Origin of the sequence: Streptomyces sp. NPDC096105, from assembly GCF_044763335.1 — a bacterium.
GTDB lineage: Bacteria > Actinomycetota > Actinomycetes > Streptomycetales > Streptomycetaceae > Streptomyces.
Genome location: NZ_JBIWGC010000008.1, coordinates 140,285 through 153,447 on the forward strand (window position 1 = coordinate 140,285; position 13,163 = coordinate 153,447).

General features: G+C 74.1%; 10 protein-coding genes. 3 read left to right on the top strand and 7 right to left on the bottom strand.

Annotated elements, in window-relative coordinates:
* Window positions 1-61: 61 nt before the first annotated feature.
* The 5 genes from ACIQ8B_RS15725 to ACIQ8B_RS15745 all read right to left on the bottom strand — a co-directional run bounded on the left by ACIQ8B_RS15725 (window position 62) and on the right by ACIQ8B_RS15745 (window position 5,817).
* Window positions 62-619: a GNAT family N-acetyltransferase gene (locus ACIQ8B_RS15725; protein WP_290006289.1), complete on the bottom strand. Its 558-nt coding sequence runs from the start codon at window positions 617-619 to the stop codon at window positions 62-64.
* A gap of 169 nt (window positions 620-788) precedes the next feature.
* Entirely contained in the window at window positions 789-1,721 is a 933-nt protein-coding gene (locus ACIQ8B_RS15730) for an LD-carboxypeptidase (RefSeq protein WP_403547292.1), read from the bottom strand.
* The gene (locus ACIQ8B_RS15735) at window positions 1,718-3,670 is read right to left on the bottom strand and encodes an LpqB family beta-propeller domain-containing protein (protein WP_403547294.1); all 1,953 of its coding nucleotides are present in this window, start codon (window positions 3,668-3,670) and stop codon (window positions 1,718-1,720) included. The genes ACIQ8B_RS15730 and ACIQ8B_RS15735 overlap by 4 nt, the downstream gene beginning before the upstream one ends.
* A gap of 16 nt (window positions 3,671-3,686) precedes the next feature.
* Entirely contained in the window at window positions 3,687-4,991 is a 1,305-nt protein-coding gene (locus tag ACIQ8B_RS15740; RefSeq protein WP_106411552.1) for a M20/M25/M40 family metallo-hydrolase, read from the bottom strand.
* Window positions 4,984-5,817: a M55 family metallopeptidase gene (locus ACIQ8B_RS15745; protein ID WP_290006296.1), complete on the bottom strand. Its 834-nt coding sequence runs from the start codon at window positions 5,815-5,817 to the stop codon at window positions 4,984-4,986. Before ACIQ8B_RS15745 ends, ACIQ8B_RS15740 begins: the two co-directional genes overlap by 8 nt.
* A 175-nt stretch (window positions 5,818-5,992) precedes the next feature.
* On the opposite strand from ACIQ8B_RS15745, the gene ACIQ8B_RS15750 reads away from it, so the two are divergent.
* Window positions 5,993-6,886, top strand: a complete 894-nt coding sequence (locus tag ACIQ8B_RS15750) for an SDR family oxidoreductase (protein WP_290006297.1) — start codon at window positions 5,993-5,995, stop codon at window positions 6,884-6,886.
* A gap of 305 nt (window positions 6,887-7,191) precedes the next feature.
* Here the strand turns inward: ACIQ8B_RS15750 and ACIQ8B_RS15755 are convergent, their stop codons facing one another.
* A complete protein-coding gene (locus ACIQ8B_RS15755) occupies window positions 7,192-9,624 on the bottom strand; it encodes an MFS transporter (protein WP_403547297.1) in 2,433 nt (810 codons plus the stop codon).
* Window positions 9,625-9,789: 165 nt separating this feature from the next.
* On the bottom strand, window positions 9,790-10,236 hold the full coding sequence (locus ACIQ8B_RS15760; protein WP_403547299.1) for an SRPBCC family protein: 447 nt from the start codon (window positions 10,234-10,236) through the stop codon (window positions 9,790-9,792).
* Between the two features lie 158 nt (window positions 10,237-10,394).
* On the opposite strand from ACIQ8B_RS15760, the gene ACIQ8B_RS15765 reads away from it, so the two are divergent.
* Both ACIQ8B_RS15765 and ACIQ8B_RS15770 read left to right on the top strand, forming a co-directional pair.
* Window positions 10,395-11,432, top strand: a complete 1,038-nt coding sequence (locus ACIQ8B_RS15765) for an Rv2578c family radical SAM protein (RefSeq protein WP_403547301.1) — start codon at window positions 10,395-10,397, stop codon at window positions 11,430-11,432.
* A gap of 133 nt (window positions 11,433-11,565) precedes the next feature.
* Complete coding sequence (locus tag ACIQ8B_RS15770) at window positions 11,566-13,152, top strand: alpha/beta hydrolase (RefSeq protein ID WP_403547303.1); 1,587 nt, start codon at window positions 11,566-11,568, stop codon at window positions 13,150-13,152.
* Window positions 13,153-13,163: the final 11 nt, after the last annotated feature.

The following is a 13,163-nucleotide window of genomic DNA, read 5'->3' on the forward strand; positions in this document are numbered from 1 at the left end:
GAAGCCGTCGGACGCCCGCCTGAACAGGGGCCGTGCCGTACGGCTTCCGCGCGGGGCGCGGTCAGCTCTCCCCGGTCAGCATCTCGCTGGTGAGCGCCCAGCGTTCGTGGTCGCGCCAGGCTCCGTCGATGAAGAGCATCTTCGGGGAGAAGCCCTCCTTGCGGAAGCCGCAGGCGCGGGCGAGGGCGAGGGAGGCGGTGTTGCCCGGCTGCACGTTGATCTCCAGCCGGTGCAGCCGCATCGGTCCGAAGGCGTACCGCACGACCAGGTCCAGCGCCTCGCGCATCAGCCCGCGTCCCGCCGCGTGCGCGAAGGCGCCGTAGCCCAGCGCCCCGCAGAGGAAACCGCCCTCGACGATGTTGTTGATGTTGACGAACCCGGCGAGCGCACCGTCCGCCTCCTTCTCGCAGACCAGGAACCCCGCCTTGGTCCGGTCCTCGATCAGCCGCTGCGCGTAGACGGCGTAGGCGGCCGGCGTGTCCGGCGGGAACAGCCACGGGTGGTGCAGGTCCTTGCTCTCCCGGGCCCGCGCGGTGAACTCGGCGGCGTCGTCGTAGGTGAAGTGGCGCAGCCCCACGCGGCGGCCTTCGGTGAGGTAACGGGAAGCGGTGTGCGGCACCCTGTCACCCTACGACGGCCGCCGTTCCCGCGTGCCGGACAGAGGCACGCCCCCCACCCGGCACGGGGCCACCCCGGCGCGGCCTCGTGGCCGGCACGGGGCCACCCCGGCGCGGCCTTCCGCCCGGCGCGGGTCATCCCGACGCGCCCTCCCGTCCCTGCGCGCCCGCTCAGCTCAGCGCCGGTTCGTCCAGCGTCAGGGTGCCCGCGTCCGCGTCCAGTTCGGCCGCGACGCCGAACGGCAGCGTCAGCGCGTCGTCGCCGTGGCCGAACCCGAACTGCTCGGCGACCGGCACCCCGAGCCCGCCGAGCCGGTCGGCGAGCAGCGCCCGCACCTCGTCGTACGGGCCGCACTCCGCCCAGGAGCCCAGCAGTATCCCGGCGACGCCGTCGAGCATCCCGGCGCGCAGCAGCTGGGTGAGGCAGCGGTCGAGACGGTAGGTCTCCTCCCCCACGTCCTCCAGGCACAGCAGTCCGCCGCGCGCGGAGGCGCGGGTGTGCGGGGTGCCGATGCCGCCGGCGATCAGGGAGAGGCAGCCGCCGAGCGTCACCCCGCGGGCCCGCCCCGGCACCAGCACGGTGCCGTCGGAGCGGATCGTGCGGACCGTCTCGGGGGCGAGGAGGGTGGCCCGCAGGTGTTCCTGGGCGCGGGCGCTCTTGATGAAGTCGGCGCCCGCGGCCATCGGCCCGTGCAGGGTGACCAGGCCGAGCCGGACCGCGAACGCCTCGTGCAGGGTGGTGATGTCGCTGAACCCGACGAACGCCTTGGGCCCGGCGGCCCGCATCGCCTCCCAGTCGAGGGCGTCGACCATGCGCTGCGCCCCGTAGCCGCCGCGTGCGCAGATCACCGCGTCGACGGCCGGGTCGCACCAGGCGTTCTGCAGGTCGGCGGCGCGGTCGGCGTCGGTGCCGGCGAGGTAGCCGAACTCGCCGTGCCGGTCGAGGACGTGCGGAGCGGCCACGGGGTCGAGACCCCAGCCGCGCAGCACGTCGAGCCCGGCCGCGAGCCGCTCCTCGGGGACGGGGCCGCTGGGGGCGACCACGGCCACCCGGGCGCCGGGGGCGAGGCGGGGCGGCCGCCGCAGCGGGGCGAGCGCGCTCACGGCTCCAGCTCCAGGACCGGGACGCCGGGCGCCTTCAGCCCGAACACCTGCGCGTACAGGGACAGCTCGGCCTCCAGGGCGCGCACCATGGTCTCCGCCCGGCGGAAGCCGTGGCCCTCGCCCTCGAAGGTGAGGTAGGCGTGCGGCACGCCCCGGCCGGCCAGCCGGTCGAGGAACCGCTCGCACTGCACGGGCGGGCAGATCACGTCGTCCAGCCCCTGGAGCAGCAGGAAGGGCACGCCGAGCCGGTCGGCGTGGGTGACGGGCGAGCGCTCCTCGTACCGCTCGGGCACCTCGGCGCGCGGGCCGATCAGGGTCTCCAGGTACTGCGATTCGAAGTCGTGGGTCTCCCCCGTGCTCCAGCCCGTGAGGTCGAGGACCGGGTAGATGATCGTGCCGCAGGCGTAGACGTCGGTAGTGGTGAGCGAGGCGGCGGTGGTCCAGCCGCCGGCGCTGCCGCCGCGGACGGCGAGCCGGTTCCGGTCGGCGGTGCCCTCCTCGGCGAGGGCCAGCGCGACGGCGGCGCAGTCCTCGACGTCGACCACGCCCCACCGGCCGCGCAGCCGGTTGCGGTAGGCGCGGCCGTAGCCGGTGGAGCCGCCGTAGTCGACCTCGGCGACGCCGATGCCGCGCGAGGTGAAGTAGGCGATCTCCAGGTCGAGCACCAGGGGCACCCGGCCGGTGGGGCCGCCGTGCGCCCAGATCACGTAGGGGGGCGGCGCGTCGGCGGGGCCGGCGCAGTCCGGGTTGCGCGGCGGGTAGACCTGGGCGTGGATCTCCCGGCCGTCGGGCCCGGTGAAGGTGCGGACCTCGGGCTCCGGGTAGTAGGCGGGGTCCACGGCGTCGCGGTGGGCGGCGCCGATCACGCGGGCCCGGCCGGTGCGGGTGTCCAGCTCCACCACCTCGTGGGAGCTGCGCGGTCCGGCGCCGACGGCGACGACCCGCTCGCCGAGCGCGGCGAGGGTGGGGCCGAACTCGCTCCACGGGCCGACGGCGTCGACGACCTCGCGGGTCTCCGGGTCGAGCACGCCGAGCCGCTGGGCGCCCTTGCCGTGCAGGACGGCGATCAGCCCGCCGTCCAGCGGGGCGAACCAGCGCAGGCCCAGCTTCCACAGCGGCCCGCCGAACTCCTCCGGGCGCGGGCAGACCGGCTCCCCGTCCCGGTAGAGGTTCCACCAGCCGGTGCGGTCGCTCGCGTACAGCAGGCGGTTGTCGTGGGTCCAGTCGGCCTGGGGGACGGACTCCTCGGGCCCGCCGGCCACGGCGCGGGCGCCGGTGAGGGTGCCGTCGGCGCGGACGTCGGCGACGATCAGCTCGGTGCCGTCCCACGGCATGCGGGGGTGGTCCCAGCCGATCCAGGCCGCGCGCGTCCCGTCGGGCGACAGCCTGGGCCCGGTGACGAAGCGGTGCCGCTCCCCGGTCAGTTCCCGCACCGCGCCCCGGTCGTCGGCGGCCGATCCGTCGAGCGGCACGGCGGCGAGCACCCGGCGCACGTCGCTCGGGCCGTCGCCGGTGAACTCCTCCAGGACGCACCACACCTCGCCGCGCTCCGGCAGCACGGTGGGCTCGGCCCAGCGCAGTCCCAGTCCCACCGGCGACACCGGTGTGAGCGGGCGCGGTTCGCCGCCCGGCTCCCAGCGGTAGAGGCGCTGGTCGGGGAAGTGCGCGAACACCACGACCGGGACGCCGTCGCGCACGGCGCCGGCCCAGGGGCGGCCGCCGTACTCGATGACGCGACTGCGCACGTTCCACGGCGCGGGCAGGACGGACTCCTCGGTGCCGTCCGCGTGCCGCCGCACCAGGGTGCGCCGGCCCGCCTCGGCGGGCCGGGGCTCGGTCCACCACACCTCGTCCCCGACGAAGTCCGCGAACTCGGGGCTGCCGTCGTGGGCCGCGGCCGTCGCCGCGTCGACCGGCGAGGGCCACTCGCCGTACGCCAGGGTCTGCACTGTTTCCCCCACTCGCTCAGGCCGACCGCAGGAACCGGTCGAGCACCTGGACACCGAACCGCAGCGCCTCGACCGGGACGCGCTCGTCCACCCCGTGGAAGAGGGCCTGGTAGTCGAAGCCCTCGGGCAGCTTCAGCGGCGCGAAGCCGTAGCCGGTGATGCCGAGGCGGGCGAACTGCTTGGCGTCCGTGCCGCCGGACATGCAGTACGGCACCGTGTACGCCTCGGGCGCGAACGCCTGGACGGCCTCCCGCATGCGGGCGAACGTCGGCGAGTCCACCGGCGCCTGGAGGGCGATCTCGTGGTGGACGAACTCCCAGTCGACGTCCGGGCCGGTGAGCCGGTCCATGGTGGCCCGGAACTCCTCCTCGGTGTCCGGCAGGAACCGCCCGTCGACGTGCGCGACGGCCTCGCCCGGGATCACGTTGACCTTGTAGCCCGCGTCGAGCATGGTCGGGTTGCTGCTGTTGCGGACGGTGGCCTCGACGAGCTTGGCCGCCCCGCCGAGCTTGTCCAGCACGGCGTCCACGTCGGACAGGTCGGTGTCGATGCCGTACACGGCGGCGATCTCGGTCAGCGCGGCGCGCACCGTCGGGGTGAGCCGCAGCGGCCACTCGTGCTCGCCGATGCGGGTGAGGGCGGCGGCGAGGCGGGTGACCGCGTTCTCCCGGTTGACCTTGGAGCCGTGTCCGGCCCGGCCGCGGGCGGTGAGCCGCATCCAGCCGGTGCCGCGCTCGCCGGCCCCGATCGGGTAGAACTGCCGGCCCTGGCCGTCGTGGAAGGTGTACGCGCCGGACTCGCTGACGCCCTCGGTGCAGCCCTCGAAGAGGTGCGGGTGCCGGTCGGCGAGGAATCCCGCGCCGTCCTCGGCGCTGGCCTCCTCGTCGGCGGTGAACGCGATGACGACGTCCCGGCGGGGCCGCACGCCCTCGCGCGCCCAGGACCGCACCACGGACAGGATCATCGCGTCCATGTTCTTCATGTCGACGGCGCCGCGTCCCCAGACCACGCCGTCGCGGATCTCCCCGGAGAAGGGGTGCACGCTCCAGTCGGCGGGCTCGGCCGGGACGACGTCCAGGTGGCCGTGGAGCAGCAGCGCGTCGGCCGACGGGTCGGTGCCCTCCAGCCGCGCCACGACGTTGGTCCGGCCCGGGGTGCGCTCCAGCAGGACCGGTTCCAGGCCGGCCTCGGCGAGCCGCGCCGCCGCGTACTCGGCGGCGGGGCGTTCCTGGCAGTCGCCTCCGCCCCGGTTCGTCGTGTCGATCCTGATGAGGTCGGACGTGAAGGTCACGACCTCGTCCAGGGCGAGCTGGTCAGCCATACTGCTCCTCCACCGCGGCCGAGGCGATCGTGGTGACCGCCTTGAATGTGCGGATCGCGTCGTACATGGTCTCGCTGGTGTAGATCACCTTGCGCTCGCCGCCGCGGGTCACGCCCGGCACGACGGTGACGGAGGTGGCCAGGTGCTCGGCGTCGAACTCCACCGCCACGGTGAAGGGCCCGCCCCGGACCGGCTCCCTGCGCACCGCCAGCGCGGCCGCCTCCTTGGCCGCCGCGTGGATGTCGGCCGCCGTCCGGGAAGGGGTGCGGCACACGGCGGCGTACCGCGAGACGTGGTCCTTCACGGCGACCTTCAGCGCCTCGGGCGCGTAGCCGAGGGCGTCCTCGCAGGCCACGTCGTCGCCGGTGACGAGGATCACCGGGACGCCGTACTCGGCGGCCACGTGCGCGTTGAGCAGGCCCTCGCTGGCCCGGACGTCGTTGAGCCAGACGCCGGTGACGGAGTTGGCGAGGAAGGTGTGCGCGAGGACGCCCTCCATGCCGGCCCCCGCGTGGTAGCCGACGAAGGCGATGCCGTCGACGTCGCCGCGCTGCACGCCCTCGACCATGGACAGCGCCTTGTGCCGGCCGGTGAGCATCTCGGCGCGCTCGTCGAGCCGCTCCAGCAGCAGGTTGCGCATGGTCCAGTGGGCCTCGTTGATCAGCACCTCGTCGGCGCCTCCGTCGAAGAAGCCCCGCACGGCGGCGTCCACGTCCGAGGTGAACATCGACCGGCACCGCTCCCACTGGGGCGTCCCCGGCAGGACGTCGGCCGGCCAGGTGACACCGGTGGCGCCCTCCATGTCGGCGCTGATGAGGATCTTCATGCGGCACACGCTACGTGGTCCCGCACCGGTCCGGCCACCCTGTGGATAACTCTCACCGGTCCAGACCACTGACGCCCCATACGGTCCGGGGTCCGCGCCTTCGACCTGCGCGGATGCCCGGCCGGTCCTACCGTGAACGGGGACGAACGCCCGTCACGGAGCACAGGAGCGTCGCATGCACGGCACCCGGAACCCGCTGGACGGAAGGACCGCCGTCGTCACCGGAGCGGCACGCGGCCTGGGCGCGGCACTGGCCCGGGAGCTGTCCGCACGCGGCATGAAGGTGGCGCTGCTCGGGCGGGAGGAGCGGACGCTGCGGCAGGTGCGGGACCGACTGCCCGGCGAGGGCGGCTGCTGGGAGGTCGACGTCACGGACGACCAGGGCCTGGCGGAGACCGGCGCGGAGATCCGGGCACGCCTCGGGCCGCCGTCCGTCGTGGTCGCCAACGCGGGGGTGGCCGAGGGCGGGCCGTTCCCCGAGTCCGACCCGGCCGTGTGGCGCCGGGTGATCGAGGTGAACCTGATCGGCAGCGCGGCCACCGCCCGCACGTTCATCGGCGACCTGACCGGCACCGGCGGCTACTTCCTCCAGGTGGCCTCGCTGGCGTCGATCGGCGCGGCGCCGATGATGAGCGCGTACTGCGCGTCCAAGGCGGGTGTCGAGTCGTTCGCGCTCTCCCTGCGGGCGGAGATGGCGCACCGTCACGTGGGCGTGGGCATCGCCTACATCAACTGGACGGACACCGACATGATCCGCGGCGTGGACGAGCACGCGGTGCTGCGCGAGCTGCGCGGCCACATGCCGCCGCCGGCGCGGAAGGTGTACCCGGTGGAGCACGTGGCGCGGCGGCTGGCGGACGCGGTGCGGCGGCGCCGTCCGTCGGTGTACGTGCCCGGCTGGCTGCGCGCGACCCAGCTGGTGCGGGCGGCGATGCCGCCGGTGGTGACGGCGCTGTCCCGGCGCGAACTGCCGCGGTTGGCCGCCGCCGAGCCGTTCGAGGCGACGGGCCTGCTGGGCGCGGGCGGCCTCGCGGACCAGGCCGCGGCCCGAAGCCGCCGGACGCCTTGACCGACACGCTCCCCGGACGGCGCACGGTCGGCGCCCGTCCCCTCCGCGCTCCTCAACGACGTGTGCGCACACCACGGTCGACCATCGCCGCATAGGCGCGGGCCACATTGTGGACGGACCTGACGCGGACCACACTGCCGGACACCGCTCGGCGCACAGTGATCACCCGTGACGGACCGCGCCGCCGGAGTCGTCCGCCGTCGCACCGAGGGGGACGCGGCGGACGCCGCGGCCGGGGGACGACAGGAGTGGACCGGAGCCGCGGAGGGGGACGGCTCCGGTCCACCGGTACGGGGGCGGAACGCTCAGTCCTCGTGCCCCAGTTGCAGGTCGCGTTCCGTGCGGCCCCCGCCGGCCACCTGGAGCACGGTCGCGACCGGCGGGTAACCGGCGGCGATGACCGTGTACCCGCCGGAGGACAGGTCGACGAAGCGGAAGGTGCCGTCGGGTCCGGTGGTGAGGGTGTCCACGACGTTGCCCGCCGCGTCCAGCAGCGTGACCCGCGCGTCCTCCACCGGCCGTCCGCCGCCCGCCCGCACGGTGCCGCGGAGCACCGCGCCGCCCGCCAGCTCGACGTCCTGCCGGGTCTCGCGGGCGGCCTGCACGGTGACGGGAAGCGCCGCCGGGCGGAAGGCGGGGGCGCTGGCGGCGAGGGTGTACTCCCCCGCGACCAGCTCGGTGATGACGTAGCCGCCCTCGCGGCCGCTGCGGGTGCTGGCGACGACCTCGCCGTGCACGTTGGTGAGGGTGACGGCGGCGTCGCGCACGGGGGTGCCGTCGGCGGTGAGGACACTGCCCGCGAGCCGGCCCGCGCCGCCGAGGACGACGTCGAGCTCGACGGGCCGCTCGCCGACGGTCACGGAGACCGCCTGCGGCTGGTGACCGCCCGCGGCGGCGATGAGCACGTACGAGCCGGGTCCGGGGGCGGCCAGCGCGTACCGGCCGTCGGCGCCGCTCGCGCCGCGTCCGGTCTGCCGCCCCTGGACGTCGATGAGGGTGAGCGCCGCGTGGGGCACGGGGGTGCCGTCGGGGTGCTGGACGGTGCCGCAGACGGGGATGCCGCCGCTCTGCGCGCTGCGCGCCTGCGGCACGCGCGCCTCGAACCGCGGTGCTTCCTGGGCCGGGTCGGCGGTGGGGGCGTGGTGGGACACCAGTGGTTTCTCCTTGAGGAAGAAGGCGATGAGCAGGCCGAGGACGAGCACCGGCACGAGGTAGAGGAAGATGCGCGGCATGGCGTCCGCGTAGGCCTGGACGTAGGCGTCGCGCAGCTCGGGCGGCAGGGCGTGCACGAGCTCGGGAGTGATCGACTCGGCGTCGGCCGGCGCGCCGGCCGCGTCGGCGGGGAGCCGCTCGGCGAGCGCGTCGGTGAGCCGGCCGGCGAACAGGGTGCCGAAGACGGCGGCGCCGACGCTGCCGCCGATCCGCCGGAAGTAGTTGTTGGCGCTGGTGGCGGTGCCGAGGTCCGCGGGGCGGACGGAGTTCTGCACGGCGAGGACGAGGACCGGCATCACCATGCCGATGCCGGCGCCGAGGACGAACATCCAGACGCTGTAGTGCAGCCGGGGGGTGCCGGTCTCCAGGCGGGACAGCAGCCACATGCCGACGACGGACAGGGCGGAGCCGACGATGGGGTGGCTGCGGTAGCGGCCGGAGCGGCTGATCATGTGCCCGGAGACGACGGAGGTGCCGACGATGCCGCCCATCATGGGCAGCATCAGCAGGCCCGACTCGGTCGCCGAGGCCCCGTCGACCATCTGGAGGTAGGTCGGCAGATAGCTGGCGGCGCCGAACAGGGCGACGCCGATGACCAGGCCCACCAGGCCGGTGACGTTGAAGACGGAGTCGCGGAACAGCCGCAGCGGGATGAGGGGTTCGGCGGCGAAGCGCTCGACGGCCAGGAAGGCGGCGGTGGCCGCGACGGCGCCGGCGGCGAGGCCGAGCACGACGCGGGAGTCCCAGGCGTACTCGGTGCCGCCCCAGCTGGTCAGCAGCACCAGACAGGTGGAGGCGGCGGTCAGCAGCAGGGTGCCGAGCACGTCGAAGCGACGCCGTCCGGCCGGCTTCGGCAGTTTCAGCACCAGGGCGACGACCGCCATGGTGACGAGGCCGAACGGCACGTTGATGTAGAAGCACCAGCGCCAGGACAGGTGGTCGGTGAAGTAGCCGCCGAGCAGCGGGCCGGCGACCGACGCGAGTCCGAAGGCGGCGCCGATCAGCCCCATGAAGCGGCCGCGCCGCCGGGCGGGCACGATGTCCGCGATGATCGCCTGGACGCCGATCATCAGGCCGCCCGCGCCGACGCCCTGCACCGCGCGGTAGGCGATGAGCTGGTCCATCGTCGTGGCGCGGCCGGCCAGCGCGGAGCCGACGACGAAGACCAGGATGGCGAACTGGAAGACGCCCTTGCGGCCGAGCTGGTCGCCGAGCTTGCCGTACACCGGCAGTCCGACGGTGGCGGTGAGCAGGTAGGCGGTGATCGCCCAGGACATCTTGTCCAGACCGTGCAGCTCGCCGACGATCTTCGGCAGCGCGGTGGCGACGATCATCTGCTCGAGCGCGGCGAGCAGCAGCGCCAGCATGAGCGCGAGGAAGACGAGCCGGACCCGGGCGGGGCTCAGGGCCGGCCCGGTCCCCGGGGCCGGGGACGGCGGGTCCCCGGCCGGTGGCACGGGGGACGGCGGCCCCCCGGCCGATGGAGCCGTGACCGGCTCGTCCTGCGTCAGAGTGATCCCGCCCACGTGCCGCTCCCCTCGTCGCACCGCCGGCCAATTCCCGCGTGAAAGCGACAACTACGAGCAAGCGCGACGAGTTACGGCACAGAGTCGGTCCGCCGAGAGATCACCCGAACCGGTGACGGGAGCGCCAACTCCATCTCGTATGAACGGAGTTGGCGGCGACCGGACCTACTGCGTCTCGACCTCGCCGGCCAGCCGGGCCAGGACGGCGTCGTGAATACGGGCGAGACCCTTGGGGGCGAAGGTGCGCTCGAAGAAGCCGCCGATGCCGCCCGCGCCGTCCCACACGGTGGTCACGACGACCCGGGCGCGGCCCTCGCCGGCCGGGGTGACCCGCCAGGTGGTGACCATGGAGGAGTTGCGGTCCTTCTCGACCAGCTCGCCGTCGGTGGGCTCGGTGACCTCCAGGAGGCAGTCGCGCACCCGCTTGCTGGTGGCCTGGAGCTTCCAGTGCACGAGGGTGCCCTCACCGTCGCCGCCCTCGCGGACCTCGTACTCGCTGAACTGCTCGGGCAGCAGCTTGGCGCGGGTGCCGCTGTAGTCGGCGAGGGCGTCGAACACCGTGTCCGCGTCCGCCGCGACGATCCGCTCCGTAGTGGACTCGACCTGCGCCATCGCATTCCTCCAGGGCTGGGCTCTCCAGGGTCGGGGCAAGCCAACCACCCCCGCGCCCGGCCGCCCAAATCGGGGTTCCGTAACTGACCGAAGATGTCGCTCGCACGATCAAGGGAACACGTGTTCTATTCTGTGCGCAGCGACCCCGAGGAGGCGTCATGCGCTGGGAGAACCTCTCACCGGACTCCGAACACAGCCGTGCCGACACCGCGCTGTTCGGCGCGGAGGCGGTCACGACCCGCACCTTCGACACGCCCGAGTTCCGCGGGATCACCTTCCACGAGATCCGGGCCCGCTCCGTCGTCAACCGGGTGCCGGGCGCCTCCCGCATGCCGTTCGAATGGACGGTGAACCCCTACCGGGGCTGCTCGCACGCGTGCGTGTACTGCTTCGCCCGCAAGACCCACAGCTACCTCGACCTCGACACCGGGCTCGGCTTCGACAGCCAGATCGTGGTCAAGGTGAACGCGCCCGAACTGCTGCGCCACCGGCTGGCGTCCCGCTCCTGGCACGGCGAGCACATAGCCATGGGCACCAACGTCGACTGCTACCAGCGGGCGGAGGGCCGGTACCGGCTGATGCCCGGGATCATCGAGGCGCTGCGCGACCACGCCAACCCCTTCTCCCTCCTGACCAAGGGCACGCTGATCCTGCGCGACCTGCCCCTGCTGCGGCAGGCCGCCGAGGTGACCGACGTCGGCGTGTCGGTGTCGGTCGGGTTCACCGACGAGGAGCTGTGGCGCACGGTCGAGCCCGGTGCCCCGGCTCCCGAACGGCGACTGGACGTGGTGCGCGCCTTCACGGACGCCGGCATCGGCTGCGGGGTGCTGATGGCGCCGGTGGTCCCGTTCCTGAGCGACCGGCCGGAGCAGCTCCGGGCGACCGTGCGGGCCGTCGCGGCGTCGGGCGCCGCCTCGGTCACGCCGCTGGTGCTGCACCTGCGGCCCGGCGCCCGCGAGTGGTTCATGTCCTGGCTGGCCCGGCACCATCCGCACCTGGTCGCCCGCTACGAGCGGCTGTACGCGGAGGGCGCCTACGCGCCCCGGTGGTACCAGCGCCGGATCACGCGTCAGGTGCACGACCTGGCCCGCGAGTACGGCATCGGCCCGGCCCGTGCGGGCGCCCCCCGCCGCGTCCCGGCCCCGGAGCCGGAAGGACCGGAACCGGAGCTGCCGGCCCAGCTGACGCTGCTCTGAGGGCATCCGGGCGCATCCGGCGGCCCGATTGGGTCAACAACCGGCGGAACACGTTCAGGTGGGGCGCCACACCGGGACGATGCCGCGTGAACCGTGAGCCTCGCGGTCCGCGACACCTCGTCCTGGGAGAACCATGAAGAAACGCGCAGCCGTGCTGTGCGGCGCCGCCGCCGTCGTCGTCGCCTCGGGCCTCACGGCCGTGCCCGCCGAGGCCGGCGCCCCGCACGCCCCGGAGACGTTCCGCGCCGCCGCGCCCGCCTGGAAGAAGTGCGGCACCGACGACCACCCGACGTTGCAGTGCGCGTCCGTCGAGGTGCCGCTGGACCACGCCGAACCCTCCGGGCGCACCATCACGCTGGCGCTGTCGCGCATCCCGCACACGGCGAGGAAGTACCAGGGCCCGCTGCTGGTGAACCCGGGCGGCCCGGGCGGCAGCGGACTGACGCTCGCCGGGTTCGTGGCCGCGTCGCTGCCGGAGAAGGTCGCCGCCGAGTACGACGTCATCGGGTTCGACCCGCGCGGGGTGGGCGACAGCCGCCCCGCGCTGGACTGTGTGCCGGGCCACTTCGACGCCGTGCGCCCCGACCCGGTACCCACCTCGCCCGAGGTGGAGCGGGCCAACCTGGACCGCGCGAAGTCCTTCGCCGAGGCCTGCGGCCGCAAGTACGGGGACCTGCTGCCGCACATGACCACCGCCGCCGCCGCGCGCGACCTGGACGTGATCCGGCAGGCGCTGGGCGCGGAGCGGATCAACTACTTCGGCTACTCCTACGGCACCTACCTCGGCACCGTGTACGCCAAGCTGCACCCGCAGCGGGTGCGGCGGCTGGTGCTGGACTCCGTGGTCGACCCCACCGGCGTCTGGTACGACTCCAACCTCGACCAGAACCAGGCGTTCAACGCCCGCCACCGCGCCTTCATGGACTGGGTGGCCAAGCACGACGCGACGTACCGCCTGGGCACGGACGCGGAGAAGATCGAGGCCGCCTGGTACGCGATGCGGTCCGCGCTGAAGGAGGACCCGGCCGGCGGGAAGGTCGGCCCGGCCGAGCTGGAGGACACCTTCGTCCCGGGCGGCTACTACAACGGCTACTGGCCGTACCTGGCCGAGGCGTTCGCCGCGTACGTCCACGAGAAGGACGCACAGCCGCTGGTCGAGGCGTACGAGAACTTCGGCGCGACCGACGTCGCCGGGGACAACGGGTACAGCGTCTACACGGCGGTCGAGTGCCGGGACGCCGCCTGGCCGCGGGACTGGGCGCAGTGGCGCAAGGACAACTGGGAGATGTACGAGCGGGCGCCGTTCCTGTCCTGGAACAACGCCTGGTACAACGCGCCGTGCGCGTTCTGGCCGGTCGAGTCGGCGCGGCCGGAGCGGATCAACACCACCGGCCAGGTGCCGCCCGCGCTGCTGTTCCAGGCCACGGACGACGCGGCCACCCCGTACCAGGGCGCCGTCACCGTGCACCGCCGGCTGGAGCGCTCGAGCCTGGTGGTCGAGTCGGGCGGCGGCAACCACGGGGTCACACTGAGCGGGAACGCCTGCCTGGACCGGCACCTGGCGGCCTATCTCGCCGACGGCACGGTGCCGCGCGGCAGCCACGGGGACGCCGACGCGGTGTGCGCGGCCCTGCCCGACCCGAAGCCGCTGACGTCGAAGGCGACCCCCGGCACGGCCCGCGGCTCGGTCCTCCACGGCCTCCTCGGCTCCCGCATCTGACCCGGGGAGAT